Raw genomic sequence first — 19,811 nt, 5'->3', positions numbered from 1 at the left:
CGAGAAGAAAATGACCGACCTGTTTTCCAGCCCAGACCACACGCTTGATGCTCAGGGTCTCCGTTGCCCGGAGCCGGTAATGATGGTGCGTAAAACCGTCCGTAACATGCAGAGTGGCGAAACGCTGCTGATCGTCGCTGATGACCCGGCTACCACCCGTGATATCCCCGGCTTTTGTACCTTTATGGAACATGAGCTGGTGGCGCAGCAAACCGAGACCTTGCCGTACCGGTATTTGATTCGTAAGGGGTAAGTGCGGCCTGACGCCCGGCGGCGCTTCGCTTGCACGGGCCTACGGGTGTAGTAGGTCGGGTAAGGCGCAGCCGCCACCCGACAAGTACTCATCACAATTTCGAACCATCGTTTCAAAATTTCGCGCTTTTTGTGAGGCGCTTCACCCTCCCTTTTCCAGCCGTAGTCTAATTTTTAAGCGTCAAAAATTAAAACATCGTTTTAACGCTTATCTCACTACCCTGGAGTTGACTTAATGAAAACGACCCTCAAGCCGTTACTGGCCGCGCTGTGTCTGACTGCTTTCGCCTGCACCGTTTCTGCCCAGACCATTAAAGCCGCCGATGTGCATCCCGAAGGCTACCCGAACGTGGTGGCGGTCCAGCACATGGGTGAAAAACTCAAACAACAAACCGATGGCAAGCTGGAGATTAAGGTCTTCCCCGGCGGCGTGCTGGGGGATGAAAAGCAGATGATTGAGCAGGCGCAGATGGGGGCGATCGACATGATCCGCGTCTCCATGGCACCGGTGGCTGCCATCCTGCCGGATATCGAAGTGTTTACCCTGCCCTACGTATTCCGCGATGAAGACCACATGCACAAGGTGATCGACGGGGATATCGGCAAGCAGATCGGCGACAAACTCACCGCCAACCCGAAATCGCGTCTGGTCTTCCTTGGCTGGATGGATTCCGGCACCCGCAACCTGATCACCAAAGAGCCGATCGTCAAACCGGACGATCTGAAAGGGAAGAAAATCCGCGTGCAGGGCAGCCCGGTGGCGCTGGCCACGCTGAAAGCGATGGGGGCGAACTCGGTGGCGATGGGCGTCAGCGAGGTTTACAGCGGCATGCAGACCGGGGTGATCGACGGCGCGGAGAACAACCCGCCAACCTTTATCGCCCACAACTATATGCCGGTCGCCAAAAACTACACGCTGAGCGGCCACTTCATCACCCCGGAAATGCTGCTCTACTCCAAAGTGAAATGGGACAAGCTCAGCGCTGACGAACAGCAAAAGATCCTGACGCTGGCCCGCGAAGCGCAGTTCGAGCAGCGCAAGCTGTGGAATGCGTATAACGACCAGGCGCTGGCGAAAATGAAGGCCGGCGGCGTGCAGTTCCACGACATCGATAAAACGGTGTTTATCAAGGCGACAGAGCCGGTGCGCGCGCAGTATGGCGATAAGCATCAGGATCTGATGAAAGCCATCGCTGACGTTCAGTAAGCCGGAGTACGTATGTCCGAACTCTACCTGAAGTGGATGGACCGTCTGTACCTGCTCGCCATGGTGGTGGCGGGTCTCTCGCTACTGGTGATGACGATTGTGATCCCCATTGGCATCTTCTCTCGCTATGTGCTCAATCGCGGCGAATCCTGGCCGGAGCCGATCGCCATTATCTGCATGGTGACGTTTACCTTTATCGGCGCGGCGGTGAGCTATCGCGCCGGGTCGCATATCGCGGTCAACATGCTCACCGACCGCCTGCCCGCGTCGCTGCAAAGAGTGTGCGCGCGAGTGGTAGATCTGCTGATGCTGCTCATCTCCGGCCTGATGTGCTGGTACAGCTACTGGCTGTGCGTCGAGCTGTGGGAGCAGCCGGTGGCGGAGTTTCCGCTCCTGACCTCCGGCGAAAGCTATCTGCCGCTGCCTGTCGGGTCGGCCATTTTGATCCTGTTTGTGCTTGAACGCCTGCTGTTTGGCTCGCAGGAAAACCGTCCGGTCGTGCTGATCGGCAATCACAGTTAAGGGGTGAACAATGGATGCTTTTGTTTTGTTATTCACCCTCGCCATTTTGCTGGCGCTGGGGATGCCGGTGGCCTTCGCCGTCGGCTTAAGCGCCGTGGCGGGCGCGCTGTGGATTGACCTGCCGCTGGAGGCGCTGATGATCCAGATCACCAGTGGAGTGAATAAATTTACCCTGCTGGCGATCCCGTTCTTCATTCTTGCCGGGGCGATCATGGCGGAAGGGGGTATTGCCCGACGGCTGGTTAACTTCGCGTACGTTTTTGTCGGCTTTATTCGCGGCGGGCTGTCGCTGGTGAACATCGTGGCATCAACGTTCTTCGGCGCGATTTCCGGCTCGTCGGTGGCGGATACGGCGTCTATTGGCAGCGTGATGATCCCGGAGATGGAGAAGAAGGGCTATCCGCGTGAATACGCGGCGGCGGTGACGGCCAGCGGGTCGGTGCAGGCGATCCTGATCCCGCCTAGCCACAACTCGGTGATTTACTCCCTGGCGGCAGGGGGAACGGTTTCCATCGCCACGCTGTTTATCGCGGGCGTGCTGCCGGGCCTGCTGCTGGGCGTGAGCCTGATGGTGCTCTGCCTGTGCTTCGCCCGCAAGCGCGGCTATCCGAAGGGGGACAAAATCCCGTTCAGGCAGGCGCTGAAAATCATGCTCGATGCCCTGTGGGGGCTGATGACGGTGGTGATTATCCTCGGCGGGATCTTGTCCGGGATATTCACGGCGACCGAATCTGCCGCCGTGGCCTGCCTGTGGGCGTTTTTCGTCACTATGTTTATCTACCGCGACTATAAATGGAGCGAACTGCCGAAGCTGATGTGCCGCACGGTGAAAACCGTCACCATCGTGATGATTTTGATTGGCTTTGCCGCGGCGTTTGGCGCGGTAATGACCTACATGCAGCTGCCGATGCGCATCACCGAATTCTTCACGTCGCTCTCCGATAACAAATACGTGATCCTGATGTACCTCAATATCATGCTGCTGCTGATTGGCACGCTGATGGACATGGCGCCGATCATCCTGATCCTGACCCCGGTGCTGCTGCCGGTGACCAACTCGCTGGGGATCGACCCGGTGCATTTTGGGATGATCATGATGGTGAACCTGGGGATTGGGCTGATCACGCCGCCGGTCGGATCGGTGCTGTTCGTGGCGAGCGCGGTGAGTAAGCAGAAGATCGAGCACGTGGTGCGGGCGATGCTGCCGTTTTACGGTATGTTGCTGGTGGTGCTGGGGATGGTGACGTACATCCCGGCGATTTCATTGTGGTTGCCGGGGCTGCTAGGGATGCAGTGATACGTGCGGCCTGATGCCCTCACCCCGGCCCTCTCCCGCGGGGAGAGGGGGCAAACACGAGAAACGGCAACCCGGTTGCCGTTTCACTTTTACCTTTGGCGCAACAGCCGCAACGCGTTCGCCGTAACCAGCACCGTCGCCCCCGTATCCGCCAGTACCGCCAGCCACAGTCCGGTCATGCCGAGCAGCGTGGTGACCAGGAAAATCCCCTTCAGACCCAGCGCAATGCTGATGTTCTGCCGAATATTGGCGCGCGTCGCCCGCGCAAGATCTATCATCTGCGCCAGCCCGGTCAGGCGGTTGTGCGTCAGCGCCGCGTCGGCGGTCTCCAGCGCCACGTCGGTGCCGCTGCCCATCGCAATGCCGATGGTGGAAGCTTTCATTGCCGGGGCATCGTTTATCCCGTCCCCGACCATCGCCAGCGGGGCGTTGCTGTTCAGCTCGGTTACCGCGCTGACTTTATCCGCAGGCAACAATCCGGCCTTAAACTCCATCCCCAGCTCACCGGCAATCGCCGCCGCCGCGCGCGGATTATCGCCGGTCAGGATCACACCCTGTACTCCCAGCCTGTGCAGCGCGTCGACGGCGTCTTTCGCATCGTCGCGCAGGGTGTCGCGCAGCGCCAGCATGCCCATCGGTACACCGTCCTGCATCACGGCAACGACCGTCTGCCCGGCCTGCTCTAATGCCTCAACCTGTGGATTCGGGAACGCGCCTGCCGAGGCGATCAACACTTTTTTGCCTTCGACCACAGCTTCAATCCCTGACCCGACCAGCGCTCGCTGGGCGGTTGCCGGAGGGATGTTCAGCCCGCGCGACTGCGCTTCTCGCACAATCGCCTGCGCCAGCGGGTGAGTGGAGCCCTGCTCCACGGCAGCGGCCAGCGTCAGCAGGGCGTCTTCACTGATGTCCTGCGGATACACGCCGGTCACCTGCGGCTTGCCGACGGTCAGCGTGCCGGTTTTGTCGAAGGCGATGTGCTGAATCTGGCTCAGCTGTTCCAGCGCCGCGCCGCCCTTAATCAGCGCCCCGCGACGTGCCGCCGCCGCCAGCCCTGAGGTAATCGCCGCCGGGGTGGAGATCACCAGCGCACACGGACAGCCGATCAGCAGCAGCGTCAGCCCTTTGTAAATCCAGCCCTCCCACGGCGCGCCGAAGAACAGCGGCGGGACGACGGTGACCAGCAGCGCCACCAGCATGATGGCGGGGGTGTAAATCCGGCTGAAGCGATCGATAAAGCGTTCTACCGGCGCGCGGCGCTCCTCGGCCTCTTCAATCAGCCTGAGGATGCGGTCGATGGCGCTGGCGCCCGGTTCGGAAAGGACCGTCAACTGCACCAGTCGGTCGACGCTGGTGGCGCCCGCAGGCACCTTTTCACCCGCCGCGCGCGCTACCGGGATGGATTCTCCGGTCAGGGCACTTTCGTCAAAACTTGCGGTGGCAGTAACGAGGGCCCCATCGGCTGGCAGGCGTCCGCCTGCGGGCACTTCAATCACGTCGCCCGGGCGCAGGGTGTTGATGGCGACCGTTTCACGCTGACCATGAATAACCCGCGTGGCGGTTTCCGGCTTCAGCGCCATCAGCGCGCTCACCCCTTTACGCGCCCGGCTCGCCGCCCAGCCCTCAAGGCGTTCGCCAATTAAGAACAGCAGCAGCACCATCGCCGCTTCCGCCGTCGCGCCAATAAACAGCGCCCCGATAGCCGCCACGCTCATCAGCGTTTCGATGGCAAACCAGCTGCCGCTTCTCATCAGACGCAGCGCCTGACGCGCAATCGGGAACAGGCCAACCAGCGTGGTGGCGATAAACGCCAGGTTGCCGAATGGGTGGTTGATCTGCTCCAGCCCCCAGCTCAGGGCCATCATGATGATGAGGGTGATAAGGGGCAGATTTTCTTTTAGCGGGGACGTTTTTTCTGCGGGCGCCGTTTCGCTGCGCAGGGTATAACCCGCTTTGCTGACGGCGGCTTCAACCTGTCTGCTGACGTCGTTTTCGGCGCTGACCAGCAGCTTTTCGGTAGCGAACAGCACCTGAACGTGATTCACGCCTGGCACCTGCTTCACCGCATTTTCCACTTTGCGGGCGCAGGCCGCGCAGTCCATGCCGTTGACCACCCAACTGTAGCGGTTGCCGCTTTCAGGCAGCGCTTCGGTCTGGGTTTCGCACGCGCCCTCGCAGCAGCAGTCCTCTTTTGGCGGAACCGGGCTGAGCTTAAGTGCCGAGAATTGGGGAACTTTTTTAGGTGTTTCTGGAGTCGACATGGCAGTCTCCGGTAATGATAATTTTCTCATTAACCGCAGCATACACTCTGGAGTCGACTCCAGAGTCAAGCGTTATTTAGATATACAGCGAACGCACAATCAGGAAGTGTCCGGCAAAGTAACAGGCGGCGGAAATCGCATTATCCGCACGGAAGCGGCGACGATAGTGGCTGCCCAGCCAGACGATATTACCCAACAGCAACAGTGCGGCACCGAAGAACGCAGACATTGCAGGCGCCGTCGGACGGAAGAACCACAGCTCGCCCGCCAGCCACACCATCACCAGCGTCATAGCGATAAACGTACAGACCGGCAGACGCATCTCTTCCAGACGCGACCAGATCACCGCGATCAGCAGGGCGCCAATCACCAGCAGCACCAGCGGCAGTGGCCAGAAGAAGGAGAGCGTCATCTGGCTGGCAAAGTAGATGGTATAGAGCAGATGTGACAGGAAGAACGCCCCCACGGCGTACAGCAGGCGCTGACGCGGCAGCAAGGTTAAGGCATCGCCAATCAGGGAAGCACACAGCCCCGCGAGGACAAGATAGCTAACGGCGTTAAACATCGGGGCCTGCCAGGCAAGCAACAGCAGGAGTAATAGCGTGACGGGTTTAAATAACCAGCGCTGCCAGGCTGGGCCACGGTAGGACGCATCGACGTAAAGCCATGCGGAAAAACAGACAGCGATAAATGACCAAAGCATATTAACTCCCTGTAACTGTTGAGGCTGAATGATCAGTTCCTGATCCAGTGTAGTGACGCGAGCGGGCGTTTGGCAATGCCGGGGCAGGCGAGGTATCCTGAATTCCGCATAATCTGATGGGATTTTTCAATGAGCAAGATGCCGCTGTTTTTCATTATCGTGGTGGCGATTATCGTCATTGCCGCCTCGTTTCGCTTCGTGCAGCAGCGCCGTGAGAAGGCCGACAATGACGCCGCGCCGCTGATGCAAAAGCGCGTGGTGGTGACGAACAAGCGTGAGAAGCCGCTTAACGACCGCCGCTCCCGCCAGCAGCAGGTGACGCCTGCGGGCACAACGATGCGCTATGAAGCGAGCTTTAAGCCGGAAACCGGCGGGCTGGAGATGACCTTCCGCCTGGAGGCGCAGCAGTACCATCAGCTGACGGTGGGAGAGAAAGGCACGCTGAGCTATAAAGGGTCGCGTTTTGTAGGTTTTAGGGCTGAATAATGCGCGATCGGTCCCCTCTCCCAGTGGGAGAGGGTTAGGGTGAGGGCATCACACCGCACCTTACTTCTTCACCTGCGCCTTAAACTTCTTCATCCACACGAGCAGCTCAAATACGCCGAAAATAAACACCCGCAGCTGCTGCCAGCCGGTCATCGGTGGGCTATCTTTCGGCAGTCCGTTTTTCAGCATCACCATCTGTAAGGCATGCATGAACGCGGTAAAAATCAGCGCCACGTTAATGAAGATATTCAGCGGACGCGGGAACGGGTGCACCAGATTCAAAATCAAAAATGCCCAGACGCCCAGCATCAGCACGCGCCCTACGTTAATCAGTACTGGCATCGGATCCTCCTTGTGCCTGACGGTGATACAGACGATAAGCCACCTGGCCGGCGACCTTCTCGCGGTGCAGATCCCAATGAACGGGAACGGACGGCAGACCATTTTCCACTTCGCTTTCAACGTAAATCAGCGCGTCGTCCGCCAGCCAGCCATTTTGCTCCAGCAGGGATAGCGTCTCTTCCAGCAGCCCTTTACGGAACGGCGGGTCAACAAACACCACGTTGTACGGCGTCCCCTGTTGGGCGAGGAAGCTCAGCGTGTTGGTATTCACCACTTTGGCGTTGGTTGCCTTCAGCGTAGCCAAATTTTGCTGCAACGTCTGCGCGACGCCGCGCTCCATCTCCAGCAGCGTGGCGCTGGCAGCATAGCGCGACAGCGCTTCCAGCCCTAATGCACCGCTTCCGGCGAAGCAGTCCAGGCAGTTGGCGTCTACCATAGACGGGGCGAGCCAGTTAAACAGCGTCTCGCGAACGCGGTCCGTGGTGGGGCGTAAACCGGGGCTGTCCGGCACCGGTAATTTCCGGCCTCGCCACTGACCGCCGATAATGCGAATTTGACCGGCCGGGGCGCGGGTGGGTTTCTTCATCTCAGGAAAGCTCTGTTAACCATTGCCCTGCGATTGCGGGCGGTGATGTCAATTAAGTAAAGTGTTAGACTATTTCATCATTTTTTTAGCTTCCCTGTATATAGCGCCGCGAGGAGTGTAGTCGCAGATGGCAAAACAAAAAAAACGTGGCTTCTTTTCCTGGTTGGGTTTCGGTGAAAAAGAGCAAGAAACAGAACAGAAAACCGAAGAACAGCAGGTTGTAGAAGAGCAGTCACAGCCTGAAACGCCTGTCGAAACCGCTGCGGTTGTCGAAGCGGAAGAGCCAGCGCACAGCAAAGAAGAGATTGAATCCTTTGCTGAAGAGGTGGTTGAGGTTACTGAACAGGTTCAGGAGAGCGAGAAGCCAGAGCCGGTTATCGTTGAAACCCTTACCGAAGCGCCGCAGGCCGCTATCGAACACGAAGCGCTGCCGCTGCCGGAAGAGGTGAAAGCTGAAGAGGTTTCTGCCGAAGAGTGGCAGGCCGAAGCGGAAACCGTTGAAATTGTTGAGGCGGTGGAAGAAGAAGCGGTCCTTGAGCCAGAGCTGACCGACGAAGAGCTGGAAGCCCAGGCGCTGGCGGCGGAAGCGGCTGAAGAAGCGGTCATCGTCGTACCGGTGGAAGAGCAGGCCGAAGAAGAGATCGTTCAGGAGCAGGAAAAACCGACAAAAGAAGGTTTCTTCGCGCGCCTGAAGCGCAGCCTGCTCAAAACCAAAGAAAACTTAGGTTCCGGATTTATCAGTCTTTTCCGCGGCAAAAAGATCGACGACGATCTGTTTGAAGAGCTGGAAGAGCAGTTGCTGATTGCGGACGTGGGCGTGGAAACTACCCGTAAGATCATCGCCAACCTGACCGAAGGGGCGAGCCGCAAACAGCTGCGCGACGCCGAGGCGCTGTACGGCCTGCTGAAAGACGAGATGGGTGAAATTCTCGCAAAAGTTGACGAACCGCTTAATATTGAAGGCAAAATGCCGTTTGTTATCCTGATGGTTGGCGTCAACGGCGTGGGTAAAACCACCACCATCGGCAAGCTGGCGCGCCAGTTTGAGCAGCAGGGCAAATCGGTGATGCTGGCGGCGGGCGATACCTTCCGTGCGGCAGCGGTGGAACAGCTCCAGGTGTGGGGCCAGCGCAACAATATTCCGGTCATTGCTCAGCACACCGGCGCGGATTCCGCGTCCGTGATTTTCGATGCCATCCAGGCGGCGAAGTCGCGTAACGTGGACGTGCTGATTGCGGATACCGCGGGGCGTTTGCAGAACAAATCGCACCTGATGGAAGAGCTGAAGAAAATCGTTCGCGTCATGAAGAAGCTGGACGAAGATGCACCGCATGAAATTATGCTGACTATCGACGCCAGCACCGGACAGAACGCCATCAGCCAGGCGAAGCTGTTCCATGAAGCGGTAGGACTGACCGGGATCACGCTGACCAAGCTGGACGGCACCGCGAAAGGCGGGGTGATCTTCTCCGTGGCCGACCAGTTCGGCATTCCTATCCGTTACATCGGTGTGGGCGAGCGTATTGAGGATTTACGTCCGTTTAAAGCGGACGACTTTATTGAGGCACTATTTGCCCGAGAGGACTAACAATGATTCGCTTTGAACACGTCAGCAAGGCCTATCTCGGCGGGAGACAAGCGCTACAGGGGGTGACATTCCACCTCCAGCCAGGCGAGATGGCATTCCTGACCGGCCATTCCGGCGCGGGGAAAAGTACCCTGCTCAAGCTGATCTGTGGGATCGAGCGGCCAAGCGCCGGGAAAATCTGGTTCAGCGGCCATGAAATTAGCCGTCTTAAGAACCGTGAAGTGCCGTTCCTGCGTCGTCAGATTGGCATGATTTTTCAGGATCACCACCTGCTGATGGATCGCACGGTTTTCGATAACGTCGCGATCCCGCTGATTATTGCCGGCGCCAGTTACGATGATATCCGCCGTCGCGTTTCGGCGGCGCTTGATAAGGTCGGGCTGCTGGACAAAGCGAAGAACTTCCCGATCCAGCTCTCCGGCGGTGAGCAGCAGCGCGTGGGTATCGCCCGTGCGGTGGTGAACAAGCCTGCCGTTTTGCTGGCGGATGAACCGACCGGTAACCTGGACGATGCCCTCTCTGAAGGGATCCTGCGTCTGTTTGAGGAATTTAACCGCGTGGGGGTCACGGTACTGATGGCGACGCACGACATGGGGCTGATCTCCCGCCGTTCGTACCGCATGCTGACCCTGAGCGACGGGCATTTGCACGGAGGCCACGGTGAATAAGCGTGATGCAATGAACCAGATTCGGCAGTTCAGCAACCGGTTTGACCGTTTCCGCAAGCCTCAGGGCGGTGGTGACGGCAATCGCAATGCGCCTAAGCGTGCCAAAGCGACACCGAAACCGAACTCCCGCAAAACCAACGTCTTTAACGAGCAGGTGCGGTATGCCTTCCAGGGCGCGTTGCAGGATCTGAAAAGCAAACCGCTGGCGACGTTCCTGACGGTGATGGTGATTGCCATCTCCCTGACGCTGCCCAGCGTCTGCTATATGGTTTACAAAAACGTAAACCAGGCGGCGTCCCAGTACTATCCGTCGCCGCAGATTACCGTTTATCTGGATAAAGCCCTCGACGATAACGCGGCGGCTCAGGTAGTGGGGCAGATTCAGGCCGAGCAGGGCGTGGAAAAGGTGAACTATCTCTCCCGCGATGAAGCGCTGGGCGAATTCCGCAACTGGTCCGGATTTGGCGGCGCGCTGGATATGCTTGAAGAGAACCCGCTGCCCGCGGTGGCGGTGGTGATCCCGAAACTCGATTTCCAGGGCACGGATTCGCTCAACACCCTGCGCGACCGCATTACCCGCATTAACGGGATTGATGAAGTGCGCATGGACGACAGCTGGTTTGCCCGTCTTGCCGCCCTGACCGGGCTGGTAGGACGCGTGTCGGCGATGATCGGCGTGCTGATGGTGGCGGCGGTGTTCCTCGTCATCGGTAATAGCGTGCGCCTGAGCATCTTCGCCCGTCGCGATACCATCAACGTGCAGAAACTGATTGGCGCAACGGATGGTTTCATCCTCCGCCCGTTCCTTTACGGCGGCGCGTTATTAGGTTTTTCTGGTGCATTTCTTTCATTGATATTGTCAGAAATTTTGGTGATGCGGCTGTCGTCAGCCGTCACCGAGGTGGCGCAGGTTTTCGGAACTAAGTTTGATATCAGTGGTTTAGGTTTCGATGAGTGCCTGCTGTTGCTGCTGGTGTGCTCCATGATCGGCTGGGTGGCGGCATGGCTGGCAACGGTTCAACATTTACGCCACTTTACTCCCGACTAATAAAAGCGTGATATAATCTTTCCCTGCACCGAGATGTTCGCTTGCAGGGAAAGCGTCCCTGTTGTCTCTTCCCCTGTAATCATCTTCATGTCACATTTTGTGCGTAATTTATTCACTGTTGCACCTGGAACTTGTGGATAAAATCACTGTCTGATAAAAGAGTGAATGCTAATCTCGTTGCTCAAACGCTTTGGCATGGTTGTTGCCTGACGGGGACAACCTGGACCAGAAGAAACATTGAGAGGAATGAATGACCAAAGAAATGCAAACTTTAGCTTTAGCCCCTGTTGGTAACCTGGAATCTTACATCCGGGCTGCGAACACCTGGCCGATGTTAACGGCTGAGGAAGAAAAGGAGCTTGCTGAAAAGCTGCATTACCAGGGCGATCTGGAAGCAGCTAAAACGCTGATCCTGTCTCACCTGCGCTTTGTTGTTCACGTTGCTCGTAATTATGCGGGCTACGGCCTGCCGCAGGCGGACCTGATTCAGGAAGGTAATATTGGCCTGATGAAGGCGGTACGTCGCTTCAACCCGGAAGTGGGCGTGCGACTGGTCTCCTTCGCCGTGCACTGGATCAAAGCGGAAATTCACGAATACGTCTTGCGTAACTGGCGTATTGTGAAAGTCGCCACGACGAAAGCGCAGCGCAAACTGTTCTTCAACCTGCGTAAAACCAAGCAGCGTCTGGGCTGGTTCAATCAGGATGAAGTGGAAATGGTGGCGCGCGAGCTGGGCGTTTCCAGCAAAGACGTCCGCGAGATGGAATCCCGTATGGCCGCTCAGGACATGACGTTTGATATGTCTGCCGACGATGACGCGTCCGACAGCCAGCCGATGGCCCCGGTTCTGTATCTACAGGATAAAACCTCTAACTTTGCTGACGGCATTGAAGAGGATAACTGGGAAGACCAGGCGGCGAACAAGCTGACCTTCGCGATGGAAGGCCTAGACGAGCGTAGCCAGGATATCATCCGTGCCCGCTGGCTGGACGAAGATAACAAGTCCACGTTGCAGGAACTGGCCGACCGCTACGGCGTCTCCGCTGAACGTGTGCGTCAGCTTGAAAAGAATGCCATGAAAAAACTTCGCGCCGCTATCGAAGCGTAATTTTCGCGAAGTACACCGAGAACCCCTGGATGAGAGTCTGGGGGTTTTGTTTTTTTAGCGCCCGCTCTGGCGAATTCCCTGCCCCTGGCAAACACTTACTGATGCGCTAAGCAGGCGACTTTCAGAGGGTGACAGGGTGAAAAATAACGAACTGAACGACCGGCGTTTACAGGCGACGCCGCGCGGTATCGGCGTCATGTGTAACTTCTATGCCGATAAAGCCGAAAACGCCACGGTGTGGGACGTGGAAGGTAACGAGTATATTGATTTTGCCGCCGGGATCGCCGTGCTGAATACCGGGCATCGCCATCCTAAAGTTATCGCCGCCGTCGAAAAACAGCTTCACGCCTTTACCCATACCGCTTATCAAATCGTCCCTTATGAAGGCTATGTATCGCTTGCCGAGCGCATCAACCAGCGCGTACCCATAGAGGGGCCAGCCAAAACCGCCTTCTTCTCAACGGGGGCGGAAGCGGTCGAAAACGCGGTGAAAATCGCCCGCGCGTACACCAGACGTTCCGGCCTTATCACCTTCGGCGGCGCGTTCCACGGCCGTACCTTTATGACCATGGCGCTGACCGGCAAAGTGGCGCCCTATAAGCTCGGCTTCGGCCCGTTCCCCGGCTCGGTGTACCACGCGCAATTCCCTAACAGCCTGCACGGCGTCAGTACCGCCGAAGCGTTAAAAAGCCTGGAGCGCATCTTCAAAGCCGATATCGCGCCCGATCAGGTGGCGGCAATCATTATTGAACCGGTTCAGGGCGAGGGCGGATTCAACGTCGCGCCCGCTGATTTTATGCAGGCGCTGCGTGCCCTGTGCGATACCCACGGGATTTTACTGATTGCCGACGAAGTGCAAACCGGCTTCGCCCGTACCGGCAAGCTGTTCTCCATGGAAAACCACTGCGTGAAGCCCGATCTGATCACTATGGCGAAAAGCCTGGCGGGCGGGATGCCGCTCTCTGCCGTCTCTGGCCGGGCGGAGGTAATGGATGCGCCGGCCCCGGGCGGACTTGGCGGAACCTACGCAGGTAACCCGCTGGCGATTGCGGCGGCCCATGCGGTGCTGGATGTGATTGACGAGGACGATCTCTGCACCCGCGCGGCGCATCTCGGGCATCATCTGGTCGAGGTGCTGAATAAAGCGAAGGATGGCTGTCCGTATATCGCCGATATCCGTGGGCAGGGGTCGATGGTGGCGGTGGAATTTACCGATCCGCAAACCGGACAGCCGTCGCCGGAATTTACCCGTCAGGTTCAGGAGCGCGCGTTGAACGAAGGGCTGCTGCTTTTGAGCTGCGGCGTTTACGGCAACGTTATTCGCTTCCTCTACCCGCTCACCATCCCCGAAGCGCAGTTTCGTAAAGCGCTGGATATTATTTCCGCCTCGCTGACACGATAAAGCCAAAAGCCCGGCTGAAATGAAGGCCGGGCTTATCATATTTTCATTTCAAATTAGCTATTCCAAAATCATAAAAATGGGGTATGTTTTAGCAGAGTATGCTGAAAAAGCGCGAACAGCACGCCTATAACTGAAATAAAGCGCTACACAACAACATCACAACAATCGTTATAACCATAATAATGGGGAATCTCAGGATGAACATGAAGGGTAAAGCGTTACTGGCAGGATGTATCGCGTTGGCATTCAGCGCCATGGCGCAGGCCGATATTAAAGTGGCCGTGGTGGGCGCGATGTCCGGTCCGGTAGCACAGTACGGCGATCAGGAATTTACGGGCGCGGAACAGGCGGTTGCAGACATTAATGCTAAGGGCGGCATCAAGGGCGAAAAGCTGCAAATCGTAAAATATGACGATGCCTGTGACCCAAAACAGGCGGTCGCGGTGGCGAACAAAGTGGTAAACGACGGGATCAAATACGTTATTGGTCACCTGTGCTCCTCTTCCACCCAGCCCGCGTCTGACATCTACGAAGACGAAGGCATTCTGATGATCACACCGGCCGCGACGGCGCCAGAGCTCACCGCGCGCGGCTATAAGCTGATCCTGCGTACCACCGGTCTGGACTCCGATCAGGGGCCAACCGCCGCGAAATACATCGTGGAAAAAGTGAAGCCGCAGCGCATCGCGATTGTTCATGACAAACAGCAGTACGGCGAAGGCCTGGCCCGTGCGGTGCAGGATAACCTGAAAAAAGCGAACGCCAACGTGGTGTTCTTTGACGGTATCACCGCCGGTGAGAAAGACTTCTCGACCCTGGTCGCGCGTCTGAAGAAGGAAAATATCGATTTCGTTTACTACGGCGGCTACCACCCGGAAATGGGGCAGATCCTGCGTCAGGCGCGTGCGGCGGGTCTGAAGACGCAGTTCATGGGGCCAGAAGGTGTCGCGAACGTTTCCCTGTCTAACATCGCGGGTGAATCCGCTGAAGGTCTGCTGGTGACCAAGCCGAAGAACTACGACCAGGTGCCTGCGAACAAACCTGTTGTCGATGCCATCAAGGCGAAGAAACAGGATCCAAGCGGTGCGTTCGTCTGGACCACTTACGCAGCGTTGCAGTCTCTGCAAGCGGGCCTGAACCAGTCAGCCGATCCGGCGGAGATTGCCACCTGGCTGAAAGCGAACTCGGTGGAAACCGTGATGGGACCGCTGTCCTGGGATGAGAAGGGCGACCTGAAGGGCTTCGAGTTCGGCGTGTTTGACTGGCATGCCAATGGCACTGCTACTGATGCCAAATAATGCTGGTGCGGGTTGATGCCCTCACCCTAACCCTCTCCCACGGGGAGAGGGGATTACCCGGTTTTCTCCCTCTCCCTTAGGGAGAGGGCCGGGGTGAGGGTATCAGGCCGCACAGATCTAGCGCTTCTCCCACCCGTTCGACTGCGCCGTAAACCCTAACGCCTGCATAAACGCTGCCATCACGCCGCGATCCTCCACGCCCACGTCGGCCATCCACCAGGAGGTTACGCTCGGGTTTTCGCGGATCACCTCTTCAATCAAATACTGCCCGACCCCGCGACGACGGGTCACGTCGCGCACGCGCAGGGAGTCCAGCGCCCCTTCCGTGCCGCTCAGCGTTACGCGGACGGCGGCCAGCAGACGTTCATTAAAACGCGCGGCATAGATGCGGTGGTTTTCATCGACGGCCAGCGATGAAGGGGAATATTCCGGCCAGATCTTGCCCAGGTCGATATGATCCTGGTCGCTAAAGGTCACCAGACGCACGATAGTCAGTTTCATTAGCTGCTTGTCCAAATCAAAAAGAGTAGGGCCAGTGTACTCAATTTATTTGCTCAGGCGCTTTCTCTTTTTCTTCCCATTTACCAGGTGATTAGTTTTTTGACAGCGTAATGCGCAGTTTGAAAACACATGGATCGAAAAATAAGCAGAATTTTAACCTGAAGGGCAGTGATTTATTCGGCGCTTTGTACCGTTATTTTATGCTGCCAACTGCGCTTTTATTTGTTTATCTCCGCCTGATTTCAGAATATTATCTTTGCTTAATCGCCTGAAAAATAGAGATTTTAGTTTGGTTTTTGACAAAAAACTGCGCTAAACCATTAAAGGCACTGGTAAAAATAGCGTTGTTCATTAAAAGTACAGAATGCTTTTTAACCATAATAAAACAAAATATAAACACGACATCACGAATGGGGATTCAGAGATGAAAAGGAACGCGAAGACATTAATCGCGGGGATGGTCGCACTGTCGATCTCGCATGCCGCTATGGCAGACGACATTAAAGTTGCGGTAGTGGGGGCGATGTCCGGCCCTGTTGCCCAGTGGGGTGACATGGAGTTCAACGGCGCGCGTCAGGCCATCAAAGATATCAACGCCAAAGGCGGGATCAAAGGCGACAAGCTGGTGGGCGTGGAGTATGACGACGCCTGCGATCCAAAACAGGCCGTCGCGGTCGCCAACAAAATTGTTAACGACGGTATCCAGTACGTCATAGGGCACCTGTGTTCCTCCTCCACGCAGCCTGCGTCTGATATCTACGAAGACGAAGGCATTCTGATGATCACCCCGGGCGCCACCAACCCGGAACTGACCCAGCGCGGCTACCAGCACATCATGCGTACCGCCGGTCTGGACTCCTCTCAGGGGCCAACCGCCGCCAAATACATCCTCGAAACCGTTAAGCCGCAGCGTATCGCCATCATTCATGATAAGCAGCAGTACGGCGAAGGCCTGGCGCGTTCCGTAGAGGACGGCCTGAAAAAAGGCGGGGCAAACATCGTCTTCTTCGACGGCATTACCGCCGGTGAAAAAGACTTCTCCGCGCTGATCGCCCGCCTGCAAAAAGAAAATATCGACTTCGTTTACTACGGCGGCTACTACCCGGAAATGGGGCAGATGCTGCGCCAGGCGCGCGCCACCGGCCTGAAAACCCAGTTCATGGGGCCAGAGGGCGTGGGCAATGCTTCCCTGTCCAACATCGCGGGGGATTCTGCCGAAGGCATGCTGGTGACGATGCCAAAACGCTATGACCAGGATCCGGCGAATAAGGCTATCGTGGATGCGCTCAAGGCGCAGAAGAAAGATCCGAGTGGTCCGTACGTCTGGATCACCTACGCGGCCGTACAGTCTCTGGCCATCGCGCTGGACCGTACCGGCAGCAAAGAACCGCTGGATCTGGTGAAAGATTTAAAAGCGCACGGGGCGAACACCGTGATTGGGCCGCTGAACTGGGATGAGAAAGGCGATCTGAAGGGATTTGAATTTGGTGTCTTTAAGTGGCACGCCGACGGTTCGTCCTCGGTCGCCAGATAATCATCCCACCGCCCGGCATGACGGGCGGGTATAAAAAGGTTTGCATATGTCCGAGCAGTTTCTCTACTTTTTGCAGCAGATGTTTAACGGCGTCACGCTGGGAAGCACCTACGCGCTGATCGCCATCGGCTACACGATGGTTTACGGCATTATCGGCATGATTAACTTCGCCCACGGCGAGGTGTACATGATCGGTAGCTACGTCTCCTTTATGATCATCGCCGCGCTGATGATGATGGGCATCGACAGCAGCTGGCTGCTGGTAGCCGCCGGGTTTGTCGGCGCGATTGTGATCGCCAGCGCCTACGGCTGGAGTATCGAACGGGTAGCCTACCGACCGGTGCGCAGCTCCAAGCGCCTGATCGCGCTGATCTCCGCCATCGGGATGTCCATTTTCCTGCAAAACTACGTCAGCCTGACTGAAGGTTCACGCGACGTGGCGCTGCCAAGCCTGTTTAACGGCCAGTGGATTGTGGGGGCCAGCGAAAACTTCTCCGCCTCTGTCACCACCATGCAGCTGGTAATCTGGGTTGTGACATTTATTGCCATGCTGGCCCTGACCCTGTTCATCCGCTACTCCCGCATGGGACGCGCCTGCCGCGCCTGCGCGGAAGATCTGAAGATGGCGAGCCTGCTCGGGATTAACACCGACCGCGTGATTGCCCTGACCTTCGTGATCGGCGCAGCGATGGCGGCGGTGGCTGGCGTGTTGCTCGGTCAGTTCTACGGCGTAATCAACCCGTACATCGGTTTTATGGCCGGGATGAAAGCCTTCACCGCGGCGGTACTGGGCGGCATCGGCAGCATTCCGGGCGCGATGATCGGCGGCCTGATTTTGGGCGTGGCCGAAGCGCTCTCCTCTGCGTATCTGAGCACCGAATATAAAGATGTGGTGTCGTTTGCCCTGCTGATTCTGGTTCTGCTGGTGATGCCTACCGGTATTCTGGGCCGTCCGGAGGTAGAGAAAGTATGAAACCGATGCATTTTGCGATGGCGCTGCTCTCTGCCGCCATGTTCTTCGTCCTGGCGGGCGTCTTTATGGGCGTCCAGTTAGGGCTGGACGGCACGAAGCTGGTGGTGGATACCGCCCCCGACATCCGCTGGCAGTGGGTGTTTATCGGCACCGCTGTGGTGTTCCTGTTCCAGCTGCTGCGTCCGCTGTTCCAGAAGACGCTGAAAAACGTCTCCGGGCCGAAATTCGTCCTGCCGGCGATCGACGGTACAACCGTGAAACAGAAGCTGTTCCTTGTGGCGCTGCTGGTGGCTGCCGTGGCGTGGCCGTTTATGGTATCGCGCGGGACGGTGGATATTGCCACCCTGACCATGATCTACGTGATTCTGGGGCTGGGTCTGAACGTGGTGGTGGGGCTGTCTGGCCTGCTGGTGCTGGGCTACGGCGGGTTCTACGCCATCGGCGCGTACACCTTCGCGCTGCTGAACCACTATTACGGCCTCGGCTTCTGGACCTGTCTGCCGCTGGCGGGGCTGGTCTCTGCCGCGGCGGGCTTCCTGCTCGGTTTCCCGGTGCTGCGCCTGCGCGGTGACTACCTGGCGATTGTGACCTTAGGCTTCGGCGAAATCGTCCGTATCCTGCTGCTCAACAATACCGAGGTGACCGGCGGTCCGAACGGCATCAGCCAGATCCCGAAACCGACCTTCTTCGGCCTGGAGTTCAGCCGTACCGCCCGCGAAGGCGGCTGGGATACCTTCAGCAACTTCTTTGGCATCAAATACGATCCGTCCGACCGCGTGATCTGGCTCTATCTGGTGGCGCTGCTGCTGGTGGTGATTACGCTGTTTGTGATCAACCGTCTGCTGCGCATGCCGCTGGGTCGCGCGTGGGAAGCGCTGCGCGAAGATGAGATCGCCTGCCGCTCCCTGGGCCTGAACCCGACCCGCATCAAGCTGACCGCATTTACCATCAGCGCCGCGTTTGCCGGTTTCGCCGGAACGCTGTTTGCCGCGCGTCAGGGCTTCGTCAGCCCGGAATCGTTCACCTTTGCCGAATCGGCCTTCGTGCTGGCGATTGTGGTGCTCGGCGGAATGGGCTCGCAGTTCGCCGTGATCCTCGCGGCTATCCTGCTGGTGGTCTCCCGCGAGCTGATGCGCGACTTTAACGAATACAGCATGTTAATGCTGGGTGGTTTGATGGTGCTGATGATGATCTGGCGTCCGCAGGGTCTCCTGCCGATGACCCGTCCACAGCTGAAGCTGAAACGCACACAGGCGAAAGGAGAGCAGGCATGAAGCCTTTATTATCCGTTAACGGCCTGATGATGCGTTTTGGCGGCCTGCTGGCGGTCAACAATGTGAATCTGGATCTGCACAAGAAAGAGATTGTCTCCCTGATTGGCCCGAACGGCGCGGGAAAAACCACGGTCTTCAACTGCCTGACCGGCTTCTACAAGCCGACGGGCGGCACCATCATGCTGCGCGATCAGCATCTTGAAGGGCTGCCGGGCCAGCAGATTGCCCGCATGGGCGTGGTGCGTACCTTCCAGCACGTGCGTCTGTTCCGCGAGATGACGGTGATTGAGAACCTGCTGGTGGCGCAACATCAGCAGCTGAAAACCGGCCTCTTCTCCGGCCTGCTGAAAACCCCGGCCTTCCGCCGCACGCAGGAAGAGGCGCTCGATCGCGCCGCGACCTGGCTCGACCGTATCGGCCTGCTCCAGCACGCCAACCGTCAGGCGAGCAACCTCGCTTACGGGGATCAGCGTCGCCTGGAGATTGTGCGCTGCATGGTGACGCAGCCGGAGATCCTGATGCTCGACGAACCAGCGGCAGGTCTCAATCCGAAAGAGACCAAAGAGCTGGACGAGCTGATTGCCGAGCTGCGCGACCATCACGACACCACCATCCTGCTGATTGAGCATGACATGAAGCTGGTGATGGGCATTTCGGACCGTATCTACGTGGTAAACCAGGGCACGCCGCTGGCAAACGGCACGCCGGAAGAGATCCGCAACAACCCGGACGTGATCCGCGCATACCTTGGTGAGGCATAA

General features: G+C 57.7%; 20 protein-coding genes. 15 read left to right on the top strand and 5 right to left on the bottom strand.

What is annotated here, in order from left to right:
* Positions 1–10 precede the first annotated feature (10 nt).
* The 4 genes from tusA (at position 11) to ACOTXD_RS19115 (ending at position 3,278) form a co-directional block, all read left to right on the top strand.
* Positions 11–253, top strand: a complete 243-nt coding sequence (tusA, locus tag ACOTXD_RS19130) for a sulfurtransferase TusA (protein ID WP_000130627.1) — start codon at positions 11–13, stop codon at positions 251–253.
* 234 nt (positions 254–487) lie between these two features.
* Positions 488–1,459, top strand: coding sequence for a TRAP transporter substrate-binding protein (locus ACOTXD_RS19125; RefSeq protein WP_023323840.1), 972 nt, complete (start codon positions 488–490; stop codon positions 1,457–1,459).
* Positions 1,460–1,471: 12 nt separating this feature from the next.
* On the top strand, positions 1,472–1,981 hold the full coding sequence (locus tag ACOTXD_RS19120) for a TRAP transporter small permease (RefSeq protein ID WP_003861278.1): 510 nt from the start codon (positions 1,472–1,474) through the stop codon (positions 1,979–1,981).
* A 10-nt stretch (positions 1,982–1,991) separates the two neighbouring features.
* Positions 1,992–3,278: a TRAP transporter large permease gene (locus tag ACOTXD_RS19115; protein ID WP_003861280.1), complete on the top strand. Its 1,287-nt coding sequence runs from the start codon at positions 1,992–1,994 to the stop codon at positions 3,276–3,278.
* A gap of 89 nt (positions 3,279–3,367) precedes the next feature.
* Here ACOTXD_RS19115 and zntA read toward each other — a convergent pair whose 3' ends face one another.
* Positions 3,368–5,539, bottom strand: coding sequence for a Zn(II)/Cd(II)/Pb(II) translocating P-type ATPase ZntA (gene zntA, locus ACOTXD_RS19110; RefSeq protein ID WP_061856056.1), 2,172 nt, complete (start codon positions 5,537–5,539; stop codon positions 3,368–3,370).
* A gap of 76 nt (positions 5,540–5,615) precedes the next feature.
* Positions 5,616–6,242: a lysoplasmalogenase gene (locus ACOTXD_RS19105; RefSeq protein ID WP_003861515.1), complete on the bottom strand. Its 627-nt coding sequence runs from the start codon at positions 6,240–6,242 to the stop codon at positions 5,616–5,618.
* A gap of 129 nt (positions 6,243–6,371) precedes the next feature.
* Here ACOTXD_RS19105 and ACOTXD_RS19100 point away from each other — a divergent pair, with 129 nt between their 5' ends.
* Entirely contained in the window at positions 6,372–6,728 is a 357-nt protein-coding gene (locus ACOTXD_RS19100; protein WP_003861518.1) for a DUF2500 domain-containing protein, read from the top strand.
* Between the two features lie 60 nt (positions 6,729–6,788).
* Here the strand turns inward: ACOTXD_RS19100 and ACOTXD_RS19095 are convergent, their stop codons facing one another.
* Together ACOTXD_RS19095 and rsmD are read right to left on the bottom strand one after the other, a co-directional pair.
* Positions 6,789–7,070 carry a DUF1145 family protein gene (locus ACOTXD_RS19095; protein ID WP_003861520.1) on the bottom strand — a complete coding sequence of 94 codons (282 nt, stop codon included), beginning with the start codon at positions 7,068–7,070 and terminating at the stop codon, positions 6,789–6,791.
* Complete coding sequence (gene rsmD, locus ACOTXD_RS19090; RefSeq protein WP_023314975.1) at positions 7,054–7,656, bottom strand: 16S rRNA (guanine(966)-N(2))-methyltransferase; 603 nt, start codon at positions 7,654–7,656, stop codon at positions 7,054–7,056. The genes ACOTXD_RS19095 and rsmD overlap by 17 nt, the downstream gene beginning before the upstream one ends.
* A 127-nt stretch (positions 7,657–7,783) precedes the next feature.
* Between rsmD and ftsY the strand changes: the two genes are divergently transcribed.
* The 6 genes from ftsY (at position 7,784) to livJ (ending at position 14,768) form a co-directional block, all read left to right on the top strand.
* Positions 7,784–9,244, top strand: coding sequence for a signal recognition particle-docking protein FtsY (gene ftsY, locus ACOTXD_RS19085; protein WP_032660650.1), 1,461 nt, complete (start codon positions 7,784–7,786; stop codon positions 9,242–9,244).
* A 2-nt stretch (positions 9,245–9,246) separates the two neighbouring features.
* Positions 9,247–9,912 carry a cell division ATP-binding protein FtsE gene (ftsE, locus tag ACOTXD_RS19080; protein WP_006812284.1) on the top strand — a complete coding sequence of 222 codons (666 nt, stop codon included), beginning with the start codon at positions 9,247–9,249 and terminating at the stop codon, positions 9,910–9,912.
* Positions 9,905–10,960, top strand: a complete 1,056-nt coding sequence (gene ftsX / locus ACOTXD_RS19075; protein ID WP_003861527.1) for a permease-like cell division protein FtsX — start codon at positions 9,905–9,907, stop codon at positions 10,958–10,960. The genes ftsE and ftsX overlap by 8 nt, the downstream gene beginning before the upstream one ends.
* 250 nt (positions 10,961–11,210) lie before the next feature.
* Complete coding sequence (rpoH, locus tag ACOTXD_RS19070; RefSeq protein ID WP_000159624.1) at positions 11,211–12,068, top strand: RNA polymerase sigma factor RpoH; 858 nt, start codon at positions 11,211–11,213, stop codon at positions 12,066–12,068.
* A gap of 136 nt (positions 12,069–12,204) precedes the next feature.
* Entirely contained in the window at positions 12,205–13,470 is a 1,266-nt protein-coding gene (locus ACOTXD_RS19065) for a 4-aminobutyrate--2-oxoglutarate transaminase (protein WP_023323836.1), read from the top strand.
* Between the two features lie 197 nt (positions 13,471–13,667).
* Entirely contained in the window at positions 13,668–14,768 is a 1,101-nt protein-coding gene (livJ, locus tag ACOTXD_RS19060; protein WP_003861530.1) for a branched chain amino acid ABC transporter substrate-binding protein LivJ, read from the top strand.
* Between the two features lie 117 nt (positions 14,769–14,885).
* Here livJ and panM read toward each other — a convergent pair whose 3' ends face one another.
* Entirely contained in the window at positions 14,886–15,269 is a 384-nt protein-coding gene (gene panM / locus ACOTXD_RS19055; protein WP_023314973.1) for an aspartate 1-decarboxylase autocleavage activator PanM, read from the bottom strand.
* 424 nt (positions 15,270–15,693) lie between these two features.
* On the opposite strand from panM, the gene livK reads away from it, so the two are divergent.
* From livK to livG, 4 genes are read left to right on the top strand one after another with little or no spacing between them, the layout of a single operon-like run.
* On the top strand, positions 15,694–16,803 hold the full coding sequence (gene livK / locus ACOTXD_RS19050) for a high-affinity branched-chain amino acid ABC transporter substrate-binding protein LivK (RefSeq protein WP_061856057.1): 1,110 nt from the start codon (positions 15,694–15,696) through the stop codon (positions 16,801–16,803).
* A gap of 46 nt (positions 16,804–16,849) precedes the next feature.
* The gene (livH, locus tag ACOTXD_RS19045; protein WP_003861540.1) at positions 16,850–17,776 is read left to right on the top strand and encodes a high-affinity branched-chain amino acid ABC transporter permease LivH; all 927 of its coding nucleotides are present in this window, start codon (positions 16,850–16,852) and stop codon (positions 17,774–17,776) included.
* Entirely contained in the window at positions 17,773–19,050 is a 1,278-nt protein-coding gene (locus ACOTXD_RS19040; RefSeq protein ID WP_003861542.1) for a high-affinity branched-chain amino acid ABC transporter permease LivM, read from the top strand. The genes livH and ACOTXD_RS19040 overlap by 4 nt, the downstream gene beginning before the upstream one ends.
* Positions 19,047–19,811: a high-affinity branched-chain amino acid ABC transporter ATP-binding protein LivG gene (livG, locus tag ACOTXD_RS19035; protein ID WP_003861544.1), complete on the top strand. Its 765-nt coding sequence runs from the start codon at positions 19,047–19,049 to the stop codon at positions 19,809–19,811. Before ACOTXD_RS19040 ends, livG begins: the two co-directional genes overlap by 4 nt.

It is taken from the genome of Enterobacter cloacae complex sp. CDL013, from assembly GCF_049238805.1.
GTDB classification, from domain to species: domain Bacteria; phylum Pseudomonadota; class Gammaproteobacteria; order Enterobacterales; family Enterobacteriaceae; genus Enterobacter; species Enterobacter hormaechei_C.
Note: the sequence above shows the minus strand (reverse complement) of the source record. Positions and strands in the feature narration are given on the sequence as shown.